Source organism: Roseinatronobacter domitianus (genome assembly GCF_023336755.1).
GTDB classification, from domain to species: Bacteria; Pseudomonadota; Alphaproteobacteria; order Rhodobacterales; family Rhodobacteraceae; genus Roseinatronobacter; species Roseinatronobacter domitianus.
The window spans coordinates 191,503-215,052 of the sequence record NZ_JALZWP010000004.1 but is presented as its reverse complement, the minus strand read 5'-3'; the positions used below and the strand labels follow the sequence as shown (position 1 = coordinate 215,052).

The window sequence follows — 23,550 nt, the reverse complement described above, 5'->3', positions numbered from 1 at the left end:
TGACCGGCACGGTCGCGCTGCCCGAAGGCACGGAAATGGTCATGCCCGGCGACAACCTGAAATTCGAGGTCGAGCTGATCGCGCCCATCGCCATGGAAGAGAAGCTGCGCTTCGCCATCCGTGAAGGTGGCCGCACCGTCGGCGCAGGCGTCGTGTCGAAAATCATCGAGTGATGATGTTGCGACGCGCCACGGTTGGTGTGTCGAAAATCATCGAATAATCGCGCAGTCGCGATTGGACTTACGGGGGCGTGCGGGGGACCGCGCGCCCTTGTCTTGTGATATAGGCTGACCCATGCGCCTGTTTTCCTATTTCGAGTCTCGCATTCCGGCCTATCCGGCCGACCCGCCCGGCCAACCGCCTGGTGGGTTCTGGGCGTTCTTGTGGCATTACGCGCGCCCGCTGGCCCCTTGGCTGCTGGCGATGTCTGTGGTTTCTGCCGTCTTCGCGGGGCTGGAGATTGTCCTTCTGGGGTATCTGGGCACGTTGATTGACCGCATGGCAGAGCTGGGGCCAGATCAGTTTCTTGCGTTGGAAGGCAGTCGGCTGGCCTTTATGGGTGTGTTGCTGTTGTTGGTTCTGCCCGCGCTGGCCGTGATCGGCGCTTTCATCATGTATCAGGCGCTGATGGGTAACTTTCCGCAGCGGGTGCGCTGGATGGGGCACCGCTGGCTGATCGGCCAATCCATGCGCTATTTTCAGGATGAATTCGCGGGCCGGATCGCGACGCGGCTGATGCAGACCTCTCTGGCTGTGCGCGAAACAGTGATGAAGCTGATGGATGTGGCAGTTTATATCCTCGCCTATTTCATCGGCACCCTGGCATTGGCGGCCACGCTGGACTGGCGGTTGGCCTTGCCCTTTGCGCTTTGGGCGCTGGCCTATGGCGGAATGCTGGCCATTATCGTGCCACGCTTGGGCCGTGTTGCACAGGCACAGGCTGATGCGCGGGCCGAGATGACGGGCCGCATTGTTGACAGCTACACCAACATTGCCACCGTCAAGCTGTTCAGCCATTCCGCCCGAGAAGAGGCCTTTGCCCGCAACGGCATGGATGGGTTCTTGCAGACCGTCTATAGCCAGATGCGTCTGGTTGCGGTGCAGGACATGACCGTAAACACGCTGAACGCGCTTTTGACCGGGGCGGTCACGGCAATTGGGCTGTGGCTGTGGCTGGGCGGCAATCTGGCGCTGGGCGCCTTGGCGGTCGCCATCCCACTGGCGCTGCGGCTGGGGAACATGTCGCATTGGGTGATGTGGGAATTCGCGGCGTTGTTCGAGAATATCGGCACCGTGCGCGACGGGTTGTCAACGCTGTCGCAGCCGCGCGACGTGGGCGATGCACCGGGCGCGAAGCCGTTGGCGCTGATGCGCGGCGAGATACGGTTCGATGCCTTGCATTTCGAATATGACGCGACCAGCGACCCTGCCCCCGCCGTTTTGGACGGTTTGGATTTGCACCTGCGCCCCGGCGAAAAACTGGGGCTGGTGGGGCGGTCGGGTGCGGGGAAATCCACACTCGTGAACCTGTTGTTGCGGTTTTACGATGTCAGCGGGGGGCGCATTCTGATTGACGGGCAGGATACCGCCGGCGTCACGCAGGAATCCTTGCGCGCCGCGATTGGTGTGGTCACGCAAGATACCGCGCTACTGCACCGCTCGGTGCGCGACAATATCGCCTATGGCCGCCCGAATGCCACGGATGCCGAAATCTGGGCCGCCGCCGATCTGGCCGAAGCGCGCGCCTTCATCGAAGGGTTGGCGGATGCCAAGGGTCGTCGGGGGTTGGACGCGCATGTCGGTGAGCGTGGTGTGAAGCTGTCGGGCGGGCAGCGCCAGCGGATCGCCATTGCCCGCGCGGCGCTGAAAGACGCGCCGATTCTGGTGCTGGATGAGGCGACCTCGGCGCTGGACTCTGAGGTCGAGGCGGCGATCCAGACCCAGTTGGAGCGGCTGATGCAGGGCAAGACCGTGATCGCCATCGCGCATCGTCTGTCTACCATCGCCGCTATGGACCGGCTTGTCGTGATGGAGGCAGGCCGCGTGATAGAGACTGGCACACATGCCGAATTGCTGGCGAAAGATGGGCTTTATGCCCGGCTTTGGGCGCGTCAATCGGGCGGGTTTCTTGACGTGTAAGCCTGTGTGCTTGCCCGCCACACCCTAAGCGGTTAACCATAACGCCAACAGATTTTGCAGGACGTTATGGGTTTTCCACTTCCCGACACGGTTTATCCGGTGACACAGCCTGATGGAACTGCGCAGCGGGAATCGGTTTTCCTGTGCGCAGTTATTGACCATCCACGCTGGCGCATCGGGGCTTATAGCTATGCCAGCGCGCATCTGGCACCCAAGGATTGGGCCGCGCATCTGGCGCCCTATCTTTTGGAATTCTCGCCCGAAAAACTGGTCATTGGCAAATTCTGCCAGATCGCGGATGGGGTGCAGTTTATCACATCTTCGGCCAAGCATCCGGGCCAAGGCTCCTTGACCTATCCTTTCGCACTCTTGCAGGGCGGCTCTGAAAACGCGCCGTCGCTGCCGGGGCAGGGTCCGGATACCGTCATTGGCCATGACGTCTGGATCGGGCAGGACGCGCGCATTCTGCCCGGTGCGCAAATAGGCGACGGGGTTATCGTGGGGGTAGGGGCCGTGGTTGGTGGCGCAATTGCGCCCTATACCATCGTGGCAGGCAACCCGGCGCGGGCAATCAGCCAGCGTTTTGCGGCGGATGTGGCCGCAAGATTGCGGGCAATCGCTTGGTGGGATTGGCCGATAGAGATGATCGAGCGCCACGAGGTCGCCATTTGCGGGGCAAATCTTGCGCGGCTGGAAGCGGCAAAAGCAGAAATCGACACCGCGTCGGGCACATTTCCCTCTTGATCTTGGCAAGGGGCTGGCATACCCAACGCGACACAGACTTAGGGGTGTAGCTCAGTTGGTAGAGCATCGGTCTCCAAAACCGAGGGTCGTGGGTTCGAGTCCCTCCGCCCCTGCCAGTCTGGAACGGACGGGTGCGTCGCGCCTGACGCTTTCCATACATATCGGCGCGCATAAAACAGCGACCTCGCATCTTCAGCACGGGTTCAGCAAGGCGCGCGGCATTCTGCGAAAAAAGAGCGTCGCGTATTTCGGCCCCGAACTGCTGCGCGGCAAATTGCGCCTGCCATCGCTTGCAGGCAAGGCCGCGAACCCGCCTGCAGACCTGTTGGCCGCGTTCGAACGCAATCGCATGTGCCGCCTTGTTCTGTCTGAAGAGAATATTCTGGGCACAACCCGCGCCGATCTGGTGGCCAGGGGCGCGCGCTTTTACCCAGAGGCGGCACCGCGTTTGTCGCGGTTGCTACAGGCTTTGGGCTGCGAGGACGCCACGCTTTACCTGTCTATCCGCGCGCCCTTGTCCTTCCTGACCTCGGCGCATGGTCAGCAACAGAATGCGGGACGATTCGACCCGATAGAAAGCTACCTTTCGCAGGTGCAGCCGGACCGTTTGCGCTGGTCAGAACTGGTGCAGCGTCTGGCCTATGTCCCCGGTGTGACGCGGGTTGTGGTCTGGCGATACGAGGATTACCCCGATATCGTGCCGCTTGTGCTTGATACGATGTTGGGGCGTGGGCGCAGGTTCGATCTGCCAGCCCGCAAACGACTTGTCGGCACATCTGTCCGGGCTTTGGAGCACGCGCGCGCGGCGCTGGCCTATGACCCGGCCCGCAATGTTACAGAAGTGATCCGCGAGGCGCGTGGGCTTTACCCGAAATCCGATGAATTTCCCGGTCCCGCACCCTTCGAGGCGGCGCGTCTGCAAGACGACATGGCCCGCTATGAGGCGGATTGCAAAGAGCTTGATGCGATGCCCAAGGTGACGCTGTTGCGCCTCTCCGAAGCGGATGCGACCCCCGACACTTAGAAACACGCTTGAAACCGGCCTTCTGCCTGCGTATGTGATGGCCAAGCAAGAGACAGGCGGACCCATGGCCAAGACAAATCCTTTCCAGTTCATGCAGCAGGTGCGTGCCGAGACCGCAAAGGTCACATGGCCCACCCGGCGCGAGGTGGTCATCACCACGCTGATGGTGCTGGCCTTGGCCGCGCTGACCGCCGTGTTCTTTTTTCTGGTCGATCTGTTGATCCGCACGGGCCTTGGCGGGCTTTTGGGAATGTTCGGCTAAGGTGCAATGCGCGTAGGGCTTGAAACCCGCGCTTGGCGGCTGTAACAGAGCGACAAAAGGCGCACCGACTCGGTGCGCTGTTTTATTTCATCCGGATGGCGCGCACAGGGCGTGGTCTTCTGGCCCGAGACAGGAAAGAGCATCATGGCCCAACGCTGGTATTCGGTGAGCGTTTTGTCGAACTTCGAAAAGAAGATCGCAGAAGCCATTCGCACGGCTGCCGCAGAGGCCGGCATGGAAGAGATGATCGAAGAAGTTCTGGTGCCGACCGAGGAAGTGATCGAGGTGCGCCGCGGCAAGAAGGTGACGACCGAGCGCCGCTTCATGCCTGGCTATGTGCTGGTGCGCATGGAAATGACACCTAAGGGCTATCACCTTATCAACTCTATTAACCGTGTGACCGGGTTCCTGGGTTCGCAAGGCAAACCCATGCCGATGCGCGATGAAGAGGTGAACGCCATCCTCAACCGTGTGCAGGAAACCGAAGACGCGCCGCGCACGCTCATTCATTTTGAAGTGGGCGAGCAGGTCAAGGTCAACGATGGCCCGTTCGAGGGCTTCTCGGGCATGGTCGAAGAAGTGGATGCCGACAACAACCGCCTGAAGGTGATGGTGTCGATCTTTGGCCGGGCCACCCCGGTCGATCTGGAATTCATGCAGGTGTCGAAAGACGGCTGACATGAAACTTGTGGGAGGCAGCCGGGCGCGCCCGGTCAGGCCGGACCACTAAACCGCAAGCAGCCCACCGGTCGCGACCGGGGGCGAGGTGACAAGAAGGAGAGGCCAGATGGCCAAGAAAGTCGTTGGGCAGCTGAAGCTGCAAATTCCGGCGGGTAAAGCAAACCCGTCGCCGCCCGTTGGCCCCGCATTGGGTCAGCGCGGCATCAATATCATGATGTTCACCAAGGAATTCAACGCCCGCACCGCAGAGCTGGAGCCGGGCGCGCCAATTCCTACCGTGATTACCTATTACCAGGACAAGTCCTTCACGATGGACCTGAAAACGCCGCCGGCGTCCTGGTATCTGAAGCGTGCCGCAGGCCTGAAGCCCGTGGGCAAGCGCAACCGCGCACAAGGCTCGCCCATGCCGGGCCGCACCGTGCAAGGCAGCGTGACCACCAAGCAGATCCGGGAAATTGCTGAAGCGAAGATGAAGGATCTGAACGCGACCACGATCGAGGGCGCCATGCAGATCATCGCCGGGTCCGCCCGGTCGATCGGTATTGAGGTGAAAGGGTAATCCAATGGCTAAAATTGCAAAACGCGTGAAAGCCGCCCGCGAAGCCTTTGCCGGTAAAGCAAACCTGAGCGTGGAAGATGCCGTGAGCCTGATCAAGGCGAACGCCACCGCGAAATTCGACGAAACCGTTGAGATCGCGATGAACTTGGGCGTTGACCCGCGCCATGCCGACCAGATGGTGCGTGGCGTTGTGTCGCTGCCGAACGGCACCGGCAAAACCGTCCGCGTGGCGGTGTTCGCCCGTGGCCCGAAGGCCGATGAAGCGACCGCCGCTGGTGCCGATATCGTTGGTGCCGAAGACCTGATGGAAACCATCCAGTCCGGCAAGATCGAGTTCGACCGCTGCATCGCAACGCCTGACATGATGCCCATCGTAGGCCGCTTGGGCAAAATCCTGGGCCCGCGCAATCTGATGCCGAACCCCAAGGTTGGCACGGTGACAATGGACGTGAAAGCGGCTGTTGAGGCGGCAAAGGGTGGCCAGGTTCAGTTCAAGGCTGAAAAAGCAGGCGTCGTCCATGCCGGTGTTGGCAAGGCGTCGTTTGACGATGCGAAACTGGCCGAGAATATCCGCGCTTTCGTGGATGCGGTGGCCAAGGCGAAGCCCACGGGCGCGAAGGGTGCTTACATGAAGCAGCTTTTCCTGAGCTCCACCATGGGCCCGGGCGTGTCGATCAGCGTGGACAGTGCCACGCAAGGTTGAGCAAGACTTGACCAAATTGAAAAAGGCGGCCCAAGGGCCGCCTTTTTGCGTGATGCTGGGGATCAGGGGCTTTGCCCCTCTGGTCCCTGCGGGACCATTCACCCCAGGATATTTGTGCAAGGATGAACGGTTACCAGCGGGAGAGAGCGTCTTCGTCGCTGTCTTTTGCGGCAACCCATTCCGCGCCCTGCTCGGTAATTTCCTTTTTCCAGAACGGCGCGCGGGATTTGAGATAATCCATCAAGAAATCGGCAGCGGCGAAAGCGCTGGCGCGGTGGGCGCTCGCGGTCGCGACCATCATGATGAGCTCTTCGGGCGCCAAGGTCCCGTAGCGATGGATAATCATGCAATCGGAGAGGCTCCAGCGCGCCCGCGCCTGTTGAGCGATTTTGTCGAGGGCGCGTTCTGTCATGCCGGGATAGTGCTCGATCTCCATCCGGTGCAGCGTGCCGGTGTCGTTATTGCGCACGATGCCGCAAAAGCTGACGATCGCGCCGATATTGCCTTGGGCTTGCGCGAAGGCGTTGCATTCCTGCCCGAAATCAAACGGGGCGTTTTGCACGCGGATCATCATGGGTGTCAGCCGCCGGTCATGGGAGGAAAGAACGCGATTTCCCGCGTATCCCCCAAGGGTGTGGCGAATTCGCCCAGTTCCTGGTCGAGCGCGACGCGCAAGGTGCTTGGGTCCGAAAAGGCGAGCGCGTAACGGTCTTCGCGCGCGACGAGTTCGGCCACAAGTTCGGCGACGGTGCGGGCCTCTGTGTCGACAGTTTCGCGCGGCAGGCCGACGCGTTCGCGCAGCCATGCGAAATAAAGGATCTCGCGTTTCATGGTTTCGCTCCAAGATGGGGGAGGGCCTTGCGGAAATAATCCCAGCCGGTGAGCAGTGTGAGCAGGGCGGCGACCCAGATCAGGGCCAGTCCGATGATCCACACGACGCCGCCATCATAGGTGGCGAGGTCGATCACGGAGAGGTCGGAGGTTCCGATCTGGTCCAGTGCATCGAGCAGGTCGATATCGAGGCGCGCGCTGCTGGCTTCGCGCGTGTAGTCCAGCCCAAGTGCCAGAAACAGCACGGCGATGGCGGTCATCTGCGCGGTGGTCTTCCATTTGGCAAGGTTGGTCACTTTCAGAAGACCTGCCGTGTCGCCCAGATATTCACGCAGGCCAGACACGAAGACCTCGCGAAACAGGATGGCCGTCGCCGGCAGGATAAGCCACGGGTCCATCCCTGAATACCCGGTGATAACCAGAAGCGCGATTACGACCATGGCCTTGTCGGCAATCGGGTCGAGCATGGCGCCGAGCCGGGTTTCCTGTTTCCAGGCGCGGGCCAGGTAGCCGTCGAAGAAATCGGTGAGAGCCGCAAGTCCGAACAACACGAGCGCGAACCAATCGGCAAAGGGCCGGTGGAAATACAGGAATAATATCGCCACACCCGGCGCCGCCAGCAGGCGCAGGATGGTCAGGATATTTGGCAGGTTCCAGAGCATGGCGCGTGGCTTTGTAAGGGGGGTCTCGGTCATGTCCTTAACCTGCTTATTTCGCGCGCGAAAGGCAAGAGCGCCCTAGACATGGCCTGCAAGCCAGTGGCGGATCATCGCATGTGCAATAGAACCGGGCCGGGCCGGGCTGGGGTGGGTGCGTTCGCCTGCCATGACGGCCAGCAGCTCTTCGCGGCTGATCCAGAGTGCATCTTCCAATTCATCATCAAGCGTGATGCGGTCGTCGCGCGCCTGTGCCAGATAGCCCAGCATCAGCGAATTGGGGAAAGGCCACGGCTGTGCGCCGAGGTATCGCGCGTTTGAAATCGTGATCCCGGTCTCTTCCAGAACCTCGCGGGCGACGGCCGCCTCTGGTGTTTCGCCGGGTTCGACAAAACCGGCAAGTGCGGAATACATGCCTTCGGGCCAGCCATGCGACCGGCCAAGCAGCAATCGGTTGCCATGCGCGACCAGCATGATGACAACCGGGTCCGTGCGGGGGAAATGCTTGGCACCGCAGGCGTGGCAGTGACGCTCCCAGCCGCCCATTGCCAGCGTGCTTTCCTGCCCGCAGGCGGCGCAGAAGCGATGCGACCGGTGCCAGTTGAACACGCCGCGGGCGGTCGCGGCAAGCGCGGCCTCTGCCGGGTCAAGCTGCGTCATCGCAAGGCGCAATTCTGCAAAGCGTGTGCCCTCTTCCGCGCCCGGATAATATTGTTCCGTCGGGTCCGCAAACATGGCCAGTGCGGCGCTATCCAGCCCATCGGGTTCCCATGTCGAGATGTCGGCAGCAAAGCGCGGCTGCCCGTCCTGTCGGCCCAGATAAAGCCAGGTTTCCCCGGCATGGCGCAACGCTGTGTCATCGGCATTCACCCAGGCCAGACCGTAATCGCTCATTTGCGGTTTGCCGCGCCATAACGGCAAGACCTGCGACCCTATGCGCAGAGTGTGTGATGTGGCCCGTTCGTCTGCGGCGCGGTTATCCCAGCGTCCGACAAAGGCCATTTCAAGGCATTTCATGGTGTTTTCCTGTTCCGAGCGTTGATCGTTTCCCATAAAGCCTTGTCACGTCGCGTAATTGGTGCTCAATTAAGGGTTGTTCCAGTATGTCGCCGATCGTTGCAAATACGGCATCAATGGCTTGAATGTCACATTCTTGCACGATCACGGTCAAAATTCTCTCTTATCTCCTGTGCAACTTGGTTAAAGCTCGTAACAGAAAAAGTATGTCATGGGACAGGAAAAGCTGCACTTCATGCCGGTTGCAGACGTAAGGCAGACCGTCGATCTCCGTATTCTGGAGACGACGGATCTGCATGTTCACCTACACCCTTATGACTACTATGCCGATTGTCCGAACCCGGATTTCGGCCTGTCGCGGCTGGCTGAACTGGTGGACCGTGCGCGGGCTGAGGTCGGTTCGACCTTGCTGTTCGACAATGGTGACTTTTTGCAAGGCACTCCGGTTGGTGACTTCTTCGCCTATGATATGGGGCTGCGCGATGGCGACCTGCACCCGGTGATGGCGGCGATGAACGCCATGCGCTACGATGCGATCACCATCGGAAACCACGAATTCAACTACGGGCTGGAGTTTCTGGAAAAGTCGCTGGCGCGGGCAGAGTTTCCGGTGGTGTCGGCCAATATCGTCAAGACAATGGGCCGCGCCCCGCGCGAAGATCATATGTTGGTCAAGCCCTACAGCCTGTTGCGCAGGCAGGTGCCGGACCGGATCGGGCTGATGCACGAGCTATGCATCGGTGTTCTGGGGGTGGCCCCGCCGCAGATCATGACATGGGAACGCCAGCAGCTTCAGGGCAAGCTGGAGGTGCGTGACATGGTCGAAGCGGTCAGCGCCTGGGTGCCGGAAATGCGTGCTGCGGGTGCTGATCTGATCGTGCTGTTGGCACATACCGGAATCGGGCCGTTGCGCTACACGCATGGCATGGAAAATGCCGTCATTCCGCTTGCCCGGATCGAAGGTGTCGATGTGGTTCTGTCGGGGCATACGCACCAGGTCTTCCCCTCGCGTGCCTTCGCGGACATTCCTTCGGTGGATGTGGAGCGCGGCATGATCGCTGGAAAACCAGCCGTTATGAGCGGATTTTTCGGGTCGCATTTGGGGGTGATTGACCTCTCTTTGCAACGCGAGGGTGGGGTTTGGCGCGTGGTCAACCACCATGTCGAGACGCGCGCCTTGCGTGACGCGGCCATGAACTTTCCGCAGGTGGCCGCCAATCGCAGCCAACCCATGCGCAGCCCGAAAGTGCGCAAGATTGTCGAGCGCGCGCATGACGCCGTTTTGGCCAGCATTCGCCAGCCTATCGGGCGCAGTGATGTGCCGATCAACAGCTTCTTCGTCTATCTTGGCACAAGTGCCGCGACGGCGCTTGTGGCGCAGGCGCAAAAAGCCTTTGTCATTGAACGCATGGACCCAAAGATTGCTGGGCTTCCGGTGCTGTCGGCGGTCTCTCCGTCGAAGGCCGGGGGCTTGGGCGGCGCACGCAACTTCACCAATATTGCCGCCGGGCAGTTGACCTTGCGCAGCATGGCGGATTTGTATGTTTATCCCAACAAAGTGGCCGCCTCGCGTTTGACCGGGGCACAGGTCGCGCTGTGGCTGGAACGCTCGGCCTCTGCCTTCAACCAAATCCGGCCAGACCTAGAAGACCAGACGCTGATGAACCCGGCTTTCGCGGGCTATAATTTCGAGATCATCTATGGACTGACCTATGACATAGACCTGACGCAACCCGCGCGTTTTAGCCATGACGGGACCGAAATAGACCCCGGCCATACCCGCATCCGCAACCTGTGTCATGCCGGTGCGCCCTTGGACATGGATGCCGAATTTGTTCTGTGCACCAATAATTTCCGTGCGCAGGGCGCGGGCGGTTTTCCGGGCGCAGAGCCGAGCACAATTTGTTTTGAACATCCTGCCATCGTGCGCGACGTGCTGCGCGAACATGTCGAGCGGCAAGAAGTGTTGAAAATCGACTCCACTCCTCCCTTCCGGTTCCTCGCGGTGTCAGGCGCCAGCGTTGTCTTGCGCACTGCACCGGCGGCACTGGACCATCTGCGCCAGATTTCCGGCTTTGCGCCCGAAGTTATGGGCGCGGACAAGAAGGGCTTTTTGCGCCTGCGCCTAAGTCTGAGTTGATCCGCAACAGGCACAATCGGGCCGCCGGTTGATCGTGATCGTGCGGTTTTCGCCGTAAAGCGCATCATGCAGCATGATCCGACCGCGTAAGGATTGACCCGCGCCGGTGATTTCCTTGATCGTTTCAAGCGCCATCTGGCTGCCAATTATGCCGGGCAGGGGGGCGATCACCCCTGCCTCTGCGCAGCTTGGCGCCAGCCCTTCGGCGGGTCGCGACGGAAACAGGCATTCGAAGCAGGGCGCGCCACTGGCCGGATGATACAGGCTTATCTGCCCTTCCCATTGCGTTATGGCACCGGACATCAAGGGCTTGCCCGTTGCAACCGCGGCACGATTGGCCAGATAGCGCGTGTCGAAATTATCACTGCCATCCAAGATCAGATCATATTCGGCAAACAGTTTGGCGGCCAGATCCGCTGTCAGCCGCCGATGATACGGTTTGACCGTAACGAACGGGTTAAGGGCCTGCATTGCCGCTTGCGCCGAAAAGACCTTGGGTGTGCCGATATCCTGATCGCGGTGGATAATCTGGCGTTGCAGGTTGGACCCGTCGACACTGTCGTCGTCGATCACACCAATCGTGCCAACGCCTGCTGCGGCAAGATACAACAGCGCGGGCGATCCAAGGCCACCAGCGCCGATGACCAGCACCTTCGCCTCTTTCAGTTTACGCTGACCCCCGCCGCCCAATTCGCGCAGAACGATGTGGCGGGCGTAACGGTTCAGTTCCACCTCTCTGAAAGGGCCTGAAGGCGCTGCGGGTGCGTCTGTCTGGGCGGCCGAACGGCGGCCCAGCCGCCGCAAACCCCAGATATACAGAGCAACAAGCCCCGTGACCCCGCCAAGCACCAGCCAAGGGCGCACATCGCCCCCGGTCGCCACGCGAATTGGGGTGCCCTCGGGCAAGACAAGTTGCGCGATCACAACGACCAGATAGACCAGCCCGATCATGACCAGCCTTGCCCGGACCGGTGTTTTCATCACCCAGCCCAACACCCACAGCCCGGCCATCAGGAACAGAACCAACCCCATCAGTGCGTCCCCGTATGGCCGTAGCCGCCTGCGCCGCGCGTGGTCTCTGGCAGGTTGTCCCCTTGCCGGAACTGCGCTTGCACAACCGGTGCGATCACGATTTGCGCGATCCGCATGCCATGTTCCACCGTAAAGGGTGCGTCTCCAAGGTTTTGCAAGATTACGCCCAACGGCCCACGATAATCGCTGTCGATGGTCGCGGGCGCATTGGGCAGGATCAGTCCGTGTTTCAGCGCAAGGCCAGAGCGCGCGCGGATCTGCATCTCGAACCCGTGCGGAATGGCGCAAGCCAGCCCCGTCGGCACCAGAACCCGCGCCATCGGGGCCAGTTTTAGCCCTGTGTCGCGGTCCTCTGCCGCAAGATTGGCGCGAATATCCGCCCCTGCGGCACCTGCCGTGGCATAGGCAGGCAAGGGGATTTCTGTGTCGGCACCCGGCAGGTAGCGAAATAGAACTTCTGTCATGACAGCGCCTTTGCAATCCGCGCGGCCAAACGGGCTGCAACATCGGCCTTTGCCATGCGCGGCCAGTCCTCGACCTTGTTTTCTGTTATCAGGTGAACCGCGTTTTCCGGGCCGCCCATGATGCCGGTCGCGGGCGACACATCATTCGCCAGAATCCAATCGCAACCTTTGCGCGCGCGCTTGGCCGACGCATGGGCGACCACGTTCTCGGTTTCGGCGGCGAACCCCACAACCAGCTTGGGCCGCTGCGCATGCTGCGACAACGTGTGCAGAATGTCGGGGTTCTCGATAAATTCAAGCATTGGAAGCCCTTGCGCGGTTTTCTTCATCTTCTGCTGGGCGGCATTGGCCACTCTCCAATCGGCAACGGCAGCGGCCATCACAGCGGCATCGACCGGCAAGGCACTCTCTACGGCCGCAAGCATTTGAAGCGCGGTTTCGACGCGCAGAACCTCTACATCTTCGGGCGGTGGCACCGACGCGGGGCCTGTCACAAACACGACCCGCGCCCCCAGATCGCGCAAGGCCGCTGCAATTGCCGTGCCCTGTGCGCCTGAAGATCGGTTGGCGATGTAGCGCACCGGGTCTATCGGTTCATGCGTGGGGCCGGATGTGACCAGAATACGTTTACCCGTCAGCATTGGCGCCTCTCCTAGAGCTTTGGCCACGGGGATACCGCGACAGGCGCGTCGGCAAAAGCCCTATTGAAACGCCGCGCACGGATCGTCGCGTGCTACGGCATCGGTGACGATCCAGAAATCGGTCAACGCGGGGTCTGGAGCGGCCATTTCATATTGGCCCAGCGTTACGGTTGTTATCTGTGGCGCGGCCAGTGCCAGTGCCGCGGGCGCACCCCAGTCGCGGCGCACATGCCCGGTGCCGGTAATCACCACGACAGGCCCGCCAGTCTCATGCAGCGCCAATTCTGCCACGCGGGCCAGTTCTGCATCGCGCAGACGTTGCACCGCGACCATGCCCGGCAGCAGATCGACGGGAAGCGCGTTGCAATGCGCCTCTGCCTGAAGCGTTTCGCGCGCGGCTTGTTCCGGCGCCGACAAGGGTTGATCCAACCCAAAACGCTCGGCATCGCCTTCGAACACATCTGGCAAGGCTTGGCCAAACAGGGCGCGCGCTTGGTCTCGTGGCACGGCGGCGCCGTAAATGCGCGCCTCTGGTGCGGCCTGAAAGATTGGGTAATAGATTGCGAAATCCGGCCAGCCAGACCCGTCCCATTCCAAGGCGCTCGCCAAACTTTCTGCGTTGTCCCAAGTTGAAGGTGCGCGTGCCGCCTGTGCCTCTGTCAGCATCTCGAATACCAGTGCTAAAGGCTCAATCGCGCGAATGGCACGGGCTTGGTTCAGGTGGTGTCCGGGATGGTCATGCACCTCTCCCAAGAAGGCCACATCAAAACCGGACAGGCTGTCCAGCCCATCCGGTGTGATTTCCGTGGCTTGCGCAGGCAGGGCGAACGCAAGGCTAAGCAAGGCCCATTTCATGCGAGGAAGTTCAACACTTCCTTGGACTGGTTCTCAAGGCTCTTGCGCATTTTCTGGAATGCGGCGGCTTCCAACTGGCGCACCCGCTCTTTCGACAGCCCCAATTCGTCGCCCAAGGATTCCAGCGTGCGGGGATCGGCCCGCAGCTTGCGTTCGCGCACGATGAAACGTTCCCGATCGCTTAGCCCCTGCAAAGCCGATAGCAGCCATTCGCGCAGTTGCGCCGTGTCATGGGCATGTTCCACGCCAACAGAGGCTTGCTCGCTGTCGTCTTCCAGAACGTCGATCCATTCGCGCCCATCTTCATCGCTCGATTGCATGGCATTCAGCGAATAGTCAGAGCCGGACAAACGACCTTCCATCATCTCGACATCATGCAAGGGCACACCCACTTCGCGCGCGACCATCTCTCGTAGCTGGTGCGGGTCAAGCGTTTCGCCGCGCGCCATGGCTTCGCGCTCGAATTTGGCCTGCACGCGGCGCAAGTTGAAGAACAACGATTTCTGGCTGCTGGTGGACCCGGTGCGCACCATCGACCAGTTGCGCATGACGTAATCCTGAATGCTGGCCTTGATCCACCACACGGCATAGGTCGAAAAGCGCACGCCGCGATCAGGATCGAACTTGTCGGCGGCTTTCATCAGGCCCAGCCCGGCTTCTTGAATGAGGTCATTCATCGGCGCGCCGTAGCGGCGGAATTTGCCCGCCATCGAAATCGCCAAGCGCATATAGGCCGTAATCAGCCGGTGCAGCGCAGCCTCGTCCCGGTGGTCGCGCCATGCATAGGCCAGTCGCAATTCGGTTTCCGCATCCAGCAATTCGGCCTTCATGGCCTGACGCGAAAACTTGCGGTCGTCACTGAAATCGAGTGCCATTGTTTCCCCCGGCTGTGTGCTTTCTTTGAAGTGTTTACGCGGCAGATGCTTTGCCGGTTCACTTTTTACCTGTGGCAGCCCGCCGCAGGGGGCTACACGCTTGTGTGACCGAGGCGTGCGCTGAAAGCGTTAACCAGTTGGAAACCAGTTTCGCGTTAATATTTCAGCGATCAACTGGGGTGGATCATGGTCGCACGCGCTTTCACAGTCGCATTCGAGGGGATTGAGGCTCGCCTTATCGAGGTGCAATGCGCGCTGTCGCCCGGCCTGCCATCCTTTCAGATCGTCGGCCTGCCTGACAAAGCGGTGTCTGAAGCGCGCGAGCGGGTGCGGGCAGCTTTGGGCGCGTTGTCGATTGCGCTGCCCTCGAAGCGGATTACGGTTAACCTCTCGCCCGCCGACATTGTCAAAGAAGGGTCGCATTTCGATCTGCCCATCGCCATGGCCCTGTTGGCTGCGCTGGATATTTTACCATCAGAAGACGTGGCGCACACCGTCGCCCTTGGCGAATTGTCGCTGGATGGCGCTTTCGTGCCTGTGGTCGGCGCATTGCCCGCCGCCATGGCCGCCGCCGAAGCGGGCTTTGCGCTGGTTTGCCCGGCACCTTGCGGGCCAGAGGCCGCTTGGGTCGATGCTGCCCGCGTCATCGCGCCCGACTCTTTGTCGCAACTGATCCGCCATTTCACCGGGCAAGCCCCGCTGTCCCCCGCCAGACCGGGCGAAGTGACCGCCAACACCGGCGCGCGCGACCTGTTCGACGTGAAAGGGCAGGAGCGGGCCAAACGCGCCTTGGAAATCGCCGCCGCAGGACGCCACCACATGCTGATGGTCGGCCCGCCGGGATCGGGCAAATCCATGCTGGCGGCGCGGCTTGCAGGCATCTTGCCGCCGCTCTCCCCCGCCGAGGCATTGGAAACCTCGATGATCCATTCGATCTCGGGCCTGCTGGATGAAGGCGGCATTTCGCGCGCGCGACCCTACCGCGAACCGCATCACACGGCGTCGGTCGCGGCCATTGTGGGGGGCGGCAAGGGCGCGAAGCCGGGCGAAATTTCGCTGGCGCATAACGGCGTGTTGTTTCTGGATGAATTTCCCGAATTTCCGCGCGCGGTGCTGGAAACCCTGCGTCAACCCATTGAAACCGGCGAAGTTGTCGTCGCCCGCGCGAATGCGCATGTGCGCTACCCTTGCCGCTTTTTGCTGGTCGCTGCTGCGAACCCTTGCAAATGCGGCTACCTTGCTGACCCGAACCGCGCCTGCGCGCGCGCTCCTTCCTGTGGCGAGGATTATATGGGCCGCATTTCCGGTCCTCTTCTGGACCGGTTCGATCTGCGGGTGGAAGTGCCGCCGGTGGGGCTGGCCGACCTGGATCTGCCCGCAACGGGCGAAGCCTCGCGCGATGTGGCTGCGCGCGTGGCGCTTGCGCGGGGCGCTCAGGCCGCGCGCTATGCGGGGCGCGGGGCGGTGCGGGTGAATGCCGATGCCGAGGGCGCGCTGCTGGAAGAGGTCGCGGCCCCGGATGCCGAAGGCCGGGCGCTGCTGACCCGCGCCGCCGACCGTCTGGGCCTGAGCGCGCGGGGGTATCACCGGTTGCTGCGCGTCGCGCGCACGATTGCCGATCTGGACGGGTGCGATTCGGTGCGTGCACCGCATATGGCCGAAGCGATCAGTTTTCGACTGATGGGGGCGGACCAGCCTGCGCGCGTATGAACTGTGCTGCCTCTGCCAGCGATTTTCGCGCCTCTGGCAGCCAGCCGTGGAAATATTGCCAGACATGCGGCAGGTTCCCGCGCTCTTGCAGGGTTACATCTACGCCTTGCGCGCGCAGATGCTGCACCATGCGGGTCGAATCCGAATGCAGGATTTCCGTGCGCGCGACCTGTATCAGCACCGGTGGCGCGCCTGCGAAAGCGCCGTAAAGCGGCGAAATGCGCGGGTCGCGTGGGTCCGCCCCTTGGAGAACACGTTCGCGCAGCCGCTCCAGCCGCGAGATGGGCAGCAGGATTTCGCTGTTGGCGTTAAGCGTGATCGATGGCCCCTCCAGCGCCAGATCGGTGAAGGGCGAGAAGGCGAAGCCGCAAGCCGGGCGCGGCTGGCCTGTAGTGCAAAGGTGGCCAAGCAACGCCAAGGCCAACCCGCCACCCGCCGAGTCGCCACCGAGTATGATCCGTTCGGGGGCGTGCCCCTTGGCGATCAGGGCGCGCCACGCGGTCAACGCATCATCAAAAGCGGCGGGGAACGGATGCTCGGGGGCAAGCCGGTAATCGGGCAAGCAAACCTCCAGCCCCGTCTTGCGCTTCAGGTAAGCCGCAAGGGCTGCATGGGTGCGCGGGTTGCCCATGACATAACCGCCGCCATGAAAAAACAGGATCACCGGAGCGCCTGAGTTTGGCAGGGCAGTCCAGAGGGCGGGCACAGTGCCCAAACTGTCGGGGCTGAAATTGGTATGTGGTCGTCCGCGCGCGTTCAGCCATGCGCCGCGCTCGAACCATTTGCGGGCGGAAACACTATCTGGCTGGCGCGCAAGCGACCGGCGGGCGACCTGGCGCAGGAACACCCGCAGGATCTTCAGTTGCCAACTCATGCGCCTGTGTTCTTGGGCCCGCTGCGCTTGGCCTCGATCGCCTCCCATATCAGGGCGGCGCTGTTGGTGCCGTCAAAGCGTTCCAGTTCCTGCAACCCGGTGGGCGAGGTCAGGTTGATCTCTGTCAGCCAGTCGCCGATCACATCGATGCCGACAAATATCTGTCCCTTTTCACGCAACAGCGGGCCAATCGCCGCGCAGATTTCGCGGTCGCGTTCGGTCAGTTCCACCTTTTCGGCGCGGCCGCCAACATGCATGTTCGACCGCGTCTCGCCCGCCGCTGGCACGCGGTTGATGGCGCCAACCGGGTCGCCATTGACCAAGATGATGCGCTTGTCGCCCTTGCTGACGGCCGGCAGGTATTTCTGCACGATCAATGGCTCTCGGTTGATGCCGCTGAACAGTTCGTGCAGCGATGCAAGATTTCGGTCATTCGGGTCCAGCCGGAACACGCCCGCGCCGCCATTGCCGTAGAGCGGTTTCAAGATCACATCGCCATGCTCGGCCTTGAAGGCGCGGATCGTGGCAAGGTCACGGGCGATCATGGTGGGTGGTGTCAGATCGGGGAAGCGCAGGACGAGCAATTTTTCGGGATAGTTGCGCACCCAGAACGGGTCATTCACCACAAGCGTGTCCGGATGGATCATGTCCAGAAGGTGCGTCGTGGTGATGTAGCCCATGTCGAAAGGTGGGTCTTGTCTGAGCCACACGACATCGAGCGTTGCCAGATCCAGATCCACAACCGGCCCCAGCGTGACATGATCGCCATGCGTGCGCCGCAATGTTGCGGCCTGTGCCTGCGCCATGACCCGGCCTTCGCGGTAGCTGAGCCGGTCTGGCGTGTAGACGAAAACCTCATGCCCGCGCAGTTGCGCTTCCAGCGCTATGCGAAAACTGCTGTCGCCGTCGATATCAACGGCTTCGATCGGGTCCATCTGAAAGGCCACGCGTAGCGCCATGTCGTCTGTCCTGTGCCTAGCTGCATTTATGCTTTAGATGGACCAGGAACGGGCGTGTTACAATGGCATGCGGTCAGGGCCAGAGTGCATTTTCCATGATAGCGACCTCTCCCCGAGCATTGACGAGTGCCAGATCGAAGCGGGTTTCGGTCAGTTGTCCCTTGGGTTGCCCACCCAAAAATTCGGCCGCGGCTGAAAAGATACGCAGGATTTGGCGCTCTCCAAGCCGTGCTCGCGCCGCGTCGAAGCTTTTGCTTTTCTTGACCTCGACAAAGATGACGTCATCGCCCCGGCCAAGGACAAGATCAATCTCTCCGCCCTGACCGCGATAGCGCCGATCAAGCAGCCTGTATCCTTTTGCCGTATAGTCACGCAGAACGCTGTCTTCGGCGGCGAGGCCTGCAAGATGGTTGCGGGCTTGTTTCATTCATCTTTCCCCTTTTGCAGCGCGGCCTGATATACGTCGCGCCGTGGCAGCCCAAGGTCGCGGGCCACATGTGCCGCTGCTTCCTTCACCGACATCTTGCGCAGCGCAGTATCCAGGGCCGCATCCAGCGTGGCCGCGTCCGCGACCCGTGGCGGCGCACGATCCACGACCAGCACGATTTCGCCCTTCAGCGTGCGATCCTGTATGGACAGTGTCATCTCCCCCAAGGGCATGCGCAATACCTCTTCGTGGCGTTTGGTTAATTCGCGGCAGAGCGCGGCCTGGCGATCTGCTCCCAGAGTGTCGCAGAGTTCCCCTAATAATCGGTGAATACGTTTCGGCGATTCGTAAAAGAGCAGCGTGGCCGGAATGATGGCGGCCTCTTGCAGCATTTGTTTGCGTGCCCCGGCTTGTGCGGGTGGAAAGCCCATGAAGCAGAACCGGTCGCTGGGCAGGCCAGCGACACAAAGCGCAGCCATCACGGCAGAGGCGCCGGGGGCCGACAGCACCGGCAGCCCTGCGTCGATGGCTGCGCGCGCCAGTCCAAAGCCGGGGTCCGACACCAGCGGCGTTCCGGCCTCGGACGCGTAAAGCACGGATTTCCCGTCTTGCAGCGCTGTTAGCAGCTTTGGGCGCATCTGTGCGCCGTTATGATCGTGATACGGCAGCACCCGGCGTCCGTTCAGGCTGACACCGTGCAATTCCATCAATCGGCGCAGGCTGCGTGTGTCTTCTGCGACAAGCAGATCGCAGCCCTCCAGCAAGTCGAGCGCGCGCAAGGTAATGTCGCGAGCCGCACCGATGGGCGTGGCGATCAGGTGCAGGCCGGGGTCAATGGAAGGCATGATGACGTTACTTTCGTGTCAGGTCGACATCTGCCCTTGTGCCCCGAAGCAGGTCCGAACCGCAAGCGCGCCGGCCGTTCCGTCGGTCTTGGGGCGTTTACTTCAAGGCGGGCCTTGCGTAATCTCCGGCTAAGTAAGCGTGTTCGGGAAGGTGCAAAAATGTTTCGGAAATTGATTGGGCGTCGCGGTGTTGTCGCTGGCCTTGTGTCGGCCGTGTTGCTGGCCGGGTGTGAGGGGGGTATTGGCCCCGTGGCTGGCATCGGCGTGAATACCGATCGGCCCGTGACAGTGGCGCTTCTGGTGCCCGGAGGGTCGGGCGACGAAGGCCGCGATGTGCTAGCCACGAGCCTTGAGAATGCGGCAAGGCTGGCCATCGCCGATTTGCAGGGTGTCCAGATTGATCTGCGGGTGTACCAGACCGCGGGCGATGCCGGGCGCGCGGCCAGCGTGGCCCAGCAGGCGCTGGGTGACGGTGCCAAGATCATCCTTGGCCCGCTCTTTGCAGATTCCGCGCGGGCGGTTGGGCAGGCGGTTGCCGCTTCTGGCGTGAATGTGCTCAGCTTTTCGAACAACCCCTCGGCGGCATCGCGCAATGTCTTCTTGCTGGGGCCGATGTTTGACAATACTGCGACCCGCCTGATGGATTTTGCCGCCAGCCAAGGCAAGGGCCGGGTCATGCTGGTGGCCGAGCAGAACCAGGCCGGAGATGTTGCAACCTCTGCTGTGCAGCGGGCCGCCAGCCGGAGTTCGGCAGAGCTTGTTGCGCTGGAAAGCTATCCGTTCTCGCAACAAGGCGTGGTGCAGGCGCTGCCGAATATCGCGTCCAAGGCGCGCTCCAGCAACGCGCAAACGCTGATGTTCACCGCCGGGTCCGAAGGTGCCTTGCCCTTGTTGGCAGAGCTTTTGCCGCAGAACGGGCTGTCGCCGCAGAGCTTTCAATATGCCGGGCTGACACGGTGGGATATTCCGGCCAGCACCATGTCGCTTTTGGGCCTTCAGGGTGGTTGGTTCGCCTTGCCCGATCCCGGTCTTACGCGCCAGTTTGATGCGCGCTACATGGGCAGTTATGGCGAGGCACCGCATCCCGTCGCGTCGCTGGGTTATGACGCGGTGGCCGCAGTCGGGGCGCTGCTGCGCGCGGGCGGGTCCGATGCGCTGACGGCGCAGCGCATTACGCAAGGGTCGGGGTTTGCCGGGGTGACGGGCGTGTTCCGCTTCCGCCCGGACGGCACCAATGAGCGTGGTCTGGCGATTGCAGAAATCCGGGACGGCCAGAGCGTTGTCATCAGCCCGGCGCCGCGCAGCTTTGGCGGGGGTGGGTTCTGATCGTGGCCTTGGCCGAGCGTCCCGATGATGGACCCGGACCGCTTGCGTTCGGGCCATTTGCCTGTGCGGATATACTGGACCTTGCGGCGTTGAATGGCCGCGTTGCGTCTGCATTGTCTGCAGCACAGGATTCTCGCGCCATGCGTGCAGAGCTTGTTACCCTTCTGAAAGCGGCCCTGACCGATGGGCAAGCGCGGCTGGAAGCGCTGTATCGCGCGCATCCACGCGACGCGCGTGATTTCACCGCTGCAAATTCGTGGCTGACGGATTGTATTGTGACCACCGCGCTGCAAGCCGTGCAGGCCCGCTTGCACCCTAACCCCAACCCGTCGGATGGCGAACGGATCGCAACGCTGGCCGTCGGCGGCTATGGCCGGGCCGAGATGGCCCCGCAATCCGACATCGACCTGTTGTTCCTTGTGCCGTGGAAGGTCACGGGCTGGGTCGAACAGGTGATCGAATCCACCTTGTATGTGTTGTGGGATCTGAAGCTGAAGGTCGGTCATGCCAGCCGCAGCGTCGATGAATGCCTGCGCCTTGGGAAGGGGGACATCACCATTCGAACGGCGCTGTTGGAGCATCGTTTCCTGCATGGAAATGCGGCCTTGGCGCAAACCCTGCGCACGCGGCTATGGTCGGAATTGTTCGCCAAGACGCATGCCGATTTCGTCGAAGCGAAGTTGGCCGAACGCGACGGCCGACTAAGCAAGATCGGCAATCAACGCTATTTGCTGGAACCGAATGTCAAGGAAGGCAAAGGAGGTTTGCGTGACCTGCAAACCCTGTATTGGATCGCCAAGTATATCCATGAGGTGGACCAAGCCCGCGAACTGGTCGCGCTGGGCTTCTTTCGGCTGGAGGAATACGAGGCTTTCCGGGAAGCAGAGACATTCCTCTGGGCTGTGCGCTGTCATATGCATCATATTGCCGGGCGCCCGGTCGAGCAACTGACTTTCGACATTCAAGTCGGCGTGGCGGATCGCATGGGCTATACTGACCACGGTGGGCGGCGCGGGGTCGAGCATTTCATGCAGGACTATTTCCGCAACGCCACCCGCGTCGGTGAACTGACCCGCATTTTCCTGACCGAACTGGAGGCGCGCCATGTCAAACGCGAGCCGTTGCTGCGCAACTTCCTGAACCGCCGCAAGAAAATGCGCCACAGCCTGCGCGTGGTGCAAAACCGGCTGGATATAGAGGACGAGGCCGCGTTTCTGTCGGACCCTTTGAACATGCTGCGCATCTTCGAAGAGGCACTGGTTACGGGCTACCTGATGCACCCCAATGCGATGCGGCTGGTCGCGGCCAATCTGCACCTGATCGACGCGAAATTGCGCGCCGAGCCAGAGGCGCGCAAGATTTTCATGCGCCTGCTGCTGAAGCACGGCAACCCTGAACGCGCGCTGCGTCGGATGAACGAGCTGGGGGCCTTGGCAGCCTTCATCCCCGAATTCGAGCCAATCGTGGCAATGATGCAGTTCAACGTCTACCACCATTACACGGTGGACGAGCATACGATCCAATGCGTCAGCACATTGGCCCAGATCGAGCGCGAAGAACTGGTCGAGGAACTGCCCATCGCCTCGCGCATCTTGCGCAACGGGGTGAACCGGAGGGTCTTGTTCATTGCGCTGCTGTTGCATGATATTGGCAAGGGGCGGCCCGAAGATCATGCCGTTCTGGGCGCACAGATCGCACGGCGCGTGGCCCCGGCGCTGGGGCTGAAGCGGGCAGAGTGCGATACCGTCGAATGGTTGGTGCGCTATCATCTGCTGATGTCCGACACGGCGCAGAAACGCGACATTTCAGACCCACGCACGGTGCGCGACTTTGCCAAGCTGGTCAAAACCCGCGAAAGGCTGGACCTACTGACCGTGCTGACCGTGTGCGACATTCGCGGCGTCGGGCCGGGCACCTGGAATAACTGGAAAGCACAACTGCTGCGCCAGCTTTACCGCGAAACCGCGAATGCGCTGGAAAACGGGTTGGAAGACCTCAATCGCGAGAACCGCTCGGATGAAGCCAAACGCGCCTTGCGCACGGCGCTGGCCGACTGGCCCTCGGGCGACCGTCGCACCGAATTGGCCCGCCATTATGCGCCTTATTGGCAAGGTTTGCCCACCTCGACCCATGCCGTTTTCGCAGAGTTGTTGCGCGATGTGACCCCCGCCACCATCCGGGTGGACCTGCACCCAGAGCCCGACCGCGATGCAACGCGCGCCTGTTTCGTGCTGTCGGACCATCCCGGTATTTTTGCCCGGTTTGCCGGTGCCTTGGCGCTTGTGGGCGCCAATATTGTCGATGCGCGGACGTATACGACCAAGGATGGCTACGCCACGGCGGCCTTCTGGATACAGGATGCCGATGGCCACCCGTTCGAAGAAACCCGCCTGCCGCGCCTGCGCAAGATGATCGAACGCACTTTTGCAGGCGAGGTTGTCGCGTCAGAGGCGTTGCAAGGCCGCGACAAGGTAAAGAAGCGCGAGCGCGAATTCCGCGTGCCAACGTCGATCAGCTTCGACAATGAAGGCTCTGAAATTTATACCATTATCGAAGTCGACACCCGCGACCGGCCCGGCCTGCTGTTTGATCTTGCGCGCACGCTGGCGGATAGCAACATTTCCATTGCCAGCGCGGTGATCGCCACTTACGGCGTGCAGGTTGTTGATACCTTCTATGTGAAAGACATGTTCGGGCTGAAACTGCACGCCAAATCCAAGCAAGAGGCGCTGGAGCGCAAGCTGCGCGCGGCGATCAAGGCGGGCGCTGACCGCTCGGTCGCCTGA

The 23,550-nt window shown here is 61.6% G+C and carries 24 protein-coding genes, 1 tRNA gene and 1 pseudogene; 13 read left to right on the top strand and 13 right to left on the bottom strand.

Annotation, left to right across the window (positions count from 1 at the left end; genetic code table 11):
* From M3N55_RS06470 to rplA, 9 genes are all read left to right on the top strand, one after another.
* Positions 1-173, top strand: a 173-nt coding sequence (locus tag M3N55_RS06470; protein WP_487392689.1) for an EF-Tu C-terminal domain-related protein, incomplete at its 5' end; no start/stop codon positions are given.
* Positions 174-294: 121 nt separating this feature from the next.
* Entirely contained in the window at positions 295-2,139 is a 1,845-nt protein-coding gene (locus M3N55_RS06465; RefSeq protein WP_249057568.1) for an ABC transporter ATP-binding protein, read from the top strand.
* Between the two features lie 66 nt (positions 2,140-2,205).
* On the top strand, positions 2,206-2,883 hold the full coding sequence (locus M3N55_RS06460; RefSeq protein WP_249057566.1) for an LbetaH domain-containing protein: 678 nt from the start codon (positions 2,206-2,208) through the stop codon (positions 2,881-2,883).
* A 40-nt stretch (positions 2,884-2,923) separates the two neighbouring features.
* Positions 2,924-2,999 (top strand) — tRNA-Trp (locus M3N55_RS06455).
* Entirely contained in the window at positions 2,972-3,907 is a 936-nt protein-coding gene (locus M3N55_RS06450; RefSeq protein WP_249057563.1) for a hypothetical protein, read from the top strand. Before M3N55_RS06455 ends, M3N55_RS06450 begins: the two co-directional genes overlap by 28 nt.
* A gap of 64 nt (positions 3,908-3,971) precedes the next feature.
* Positions 3,972-4,169 (top strand): preprotein translocase subunit SecE, encoded by a 198-nt coding sequence (gene secE, locus M3N55_RS06445; protein ID WP_227427561.1) that lies wholly within the window; start codon positions 3,972-3,974, stop codon positions 4,167-4,169.
* Between the two features lie 144 nt (positions 4,170-4,313).
* Positions 4,314-4,847, top strand: coding sequence for a transcription termination/antitermination protein NusG (nusG, locus tag M3N55_RS06440; protein WP_249057560.1), 534 nt, complete (start codon positions 4,314-4,316; stop codon positions 4,845-4,847).
* 109 nt (positions 4,848-4,956) lie between these two features.
* Positions 4,957-5,409 (top strand): 50S ribosomal protein L11, encoded by a 453-nt coding sequence (rplK, locus tag M3N55_RS06435; RefSeq protein WP_249057559.1) that lies wholly within the window; start codon positions 4,957-4,959, stop codon positions 5,407-5,409.
* Between the two features lie 4 nt (positions 5,410-5,413).
* Positions 5,414-6,112, top strand: coding sequence for a 50S ribosomal protein L1 (gene rplA / locus M3N55_RS06430; protein ID WP_249057557.1), 699 nt, complete (start codon positions 5,414-5,416; stop codon positions 6,110-6,112).
* A gap of 130 nt (positions 6,113-6,242) precedes the next feature.
* Here rplA and M3N55_RS06425 read toward each other — a convergent pair whose 3' ends face one another.
* The 4 genes from M3N55_RS06425 to nudC all read right to left on the bottom strand — a co-directional run bounded on the left by M3N55_RS06425 (position 6,243) and on the right by nudC (position 8,616).
* A complete protein-coding gene (locus M3N55_RS06425; RefSeq protein ID WP_249057555.1) occupies positions 6,243-6,686 on the bottom strand; it encodes a molybdenum cofactor biosynthesis protein MoaE in 444 nt (147 codons plus the stop codon).
* A gap of 5 nt (positions 6,687-6,691) precedes the next feature.
* Complete coding sequence (gene moaD, locus M3N55_RS06420; protein ID WP_249057553.1) at positions 6,692-6,943, bottom strand: molybdopterin converting factor subunit 1; 252 nt, start codon at positions 6,941-6,943, stop codon at positions 6,692-6,694.
* The gene (gene pgsA, locus M3N55_RS06415; protein ID WP_249057594.1) at positions 6,940-7,605 is read right to left on the bottom strand and encodes a CDP-diacylglycerol--glycerol-3-phosphate 3-phosphatidyltransferase; all 666 of its coding nucleotides are present in this window, start codon (positions 7,603-7,605) and stop codon (positions 6,940-6,942) included. Before pgsA ends, moaD begins: the two co-directional genes overlap by 4 nt.
* 75 nt (positions 7,606-7,680) lie before the next feature.
* Positions 7,681-8,616, bottom strand: coding sequence for an NAD(+) diphosphatase (gene nudC, locus M3N55_RS06410; protein ID WP_249057552.1), 936 nt, complete (start codon positions 8,614-8,616; stop codon positions 7,681-7,683).
* A gap of 211 nt (positions 8,617-8,827) precedes the next feature.
* Here nudC and M3N55_RS06405 point away from each other — a divergent pair, with 211 nt between their 5' ends.
* Positions 8,828-10,756, top strand: a complete 1,929-nt coding sequence (locus tag M3N55_RS06405; protein ID WP_249057550.1) for a bifunctional 2',3'-cyclic-nucleotide 2'-phosphodiesterase/3'-nucleotidase — start codon at positions 8,828-8,830, stop codon at positions 10,754-10,756.
* Here the strand turns inward: M3N55_RS06405 and M3N55_RS06400 are convergent.
* The 5 genes and pseudogenes from M3N55_RS06400 to M3N55_RS06380 all read right to left on the bottom strand — a co-directional run bounded on the left by M3N55_RS06400 (position 10,742) and on the right by M3N55_RS06380 (position 14,623).
* A complete protein-coding gene (locus M3N55_RS06400; RefSeq protein WP_249057548.1) occupies positions 10,742-11,788 on the bottom strand; it encodes a HesA/MoeB/ThiF family protein in 1,047 nt (348 codons plus the stop codon). The two genes, M3N55_RS06405 and M3N55_RS06400, sit on opposite strands and share 15 nt — an antisense overlap.
* Positions 11,788-12,252 (bottom strand): dUTP diphosphatase, encoded by a 465-nt coding sequence (gene dut / locus M3N55_RS06395; RefSeq protein ID WP_249057545.1) that lies wholly within the window; start codon positions 12,250-12,252, stop codon positions 11,788-11,790. Before dut ends, M3N55_RS06400 begins: the two co-directional genes overlap by 1 nt.
* Positions 12,249-12,920 (bottom strand): annotated as a pseudogene (locus M3N55_RS06390) (phosphopantothenoylcysteine decarboxylase domain-containing protein); the annotation flags it as partial. The gene dut and the pseudogene M3N55_RS06390, both read right to left, overlap by 4 nt.
* Before the next feature lie 33 nt (positions 12,921-12,953).
* On the bottom strand, positions 12,954-13,748 hold the full coding sequence (locus M3N55_RS06385) for a ChaN family lipoprotein (RefSeq protein WP_249057543.1): 795 nt from the start codon (positions 13,746-13,748) through the stop codon (positions 12,954-12,956).
* Positions 13,745-14,623 carry an RNA polymerase factor sigma-32 gene (locus tag M3N55_RS06380; RefSeq protein ID WP_249057541.1) on the bottom strand — a complete coding sequence of 293 codons (879 nt, stop codon included), beginning with the start codon at positions 14,621-14,623 and terminating at the stop codon, positions 13,745-13,747. Before M3N55_RS06380 ends, M3N55_RS06385 begins: the two co-directional genes overlap by 4 nt.
* Before the next feature lie 186 nt (positions 14,624-14,809).
* On the opposite strand from M3N55_RS06380, the gene M3N55_RS06375 reads away from it, so the two are divergent.
* Entirely contained in the window at positions 14,810-16,333 is a 1,524-nt protein-coding gene (locus tag M3N55_RS06375; protein ID WP_249057539.1) for a YifB family Mg chelatase-like AAA ATPase, read from the top strand.
* Here M3N55_RS06375 and M3N55_RS06370 read toward each other — a convergent pair.
* The 4 genes from M3N55_RS06370 to rsmI form a co-directional block, all read right to left on the bottom strand.
* Entirely contained in the window at positions 16,290-17,207 is a 918-nt protein-coding gene (locus tag M3N55_RS06370; RefSeq protein WP_249057537.1) for an alpha/beta hydrolase, read from the bottom strand. The genes M3N55_RS06375 and M3N55_RS06370 overlap by 44 nt on opposite strands.
* Positions 17,204-18,166: a glutathione synthase gene (gene gshB / locus M3N55_RS06365; protein ID WP_249057535.1), complete on the bottom strand. Its 963-nt coding sequence runs from the start codon at positions 18,164-18,166 to the stop codon at positions 17,204-17,206. The genes M3N55_RS06370 and gshB overlap by 4 nt, the downstream gene beginning before the upstream one ends.
* 73 nt (positions 18,167-18,239) lie before the next feature.
* The gene (locus M3N55_RS06360; RefSeq protein WP_249057533.1) at positions 18,240-18,593 is read right to left on the bottom strand and encodes a YraN family protein; all 354 of its coding nucleotides are present in this window, start codon (positions 18,591-18,593) and stop codon (positions 18,240-18,242) included.
* Positions 18,590-19,438, bottom strand: coding sequence for a 16S rRNA (cytidine(1402)-2'-O)-methyltransferase (rsmI, locus tag M3N55_RS06355; protein ID WP_249057532.1), 849 nt, complete (start codon positions 19,436-19,438; stop codon positions 18,590-18,592). Before rsmI ends, M3N55_RS06360 begins: the two co-directional genes overlap by 4 nt.
* 159 nt (positions 19,439-19,597) lie before the next feature.
* Here rsmI and M3N55_RS06350 point away from each other — a divergent pair, with 159 nt between their 5' ends.
* Positions 19,598-20,764 carry a penicillin-binding protein activator gene (locus M3N55_RS06350; protein ID WP_249057530.1) on the top strand — a complete coding sequence of 389 codons (1,167 nt, stop codon included), beginning with the start codon at positions 19,598-19,600 and terminating at the stop codon, positions 20,762-20,764.
* A 71-nt stretch (positions 20,765-20,835) separates the two neighbouring features.
* Positions 20,836-23,550: a [protein-PII] uridylyltransferase gene (locus M3N55_RS06345; protein WP_249057592.1), complete on the top strand. Its 2,715-nt coding sequence runs from the start codon at positions 20,836-20,838 to the stop codon at positions 23,548-23,550.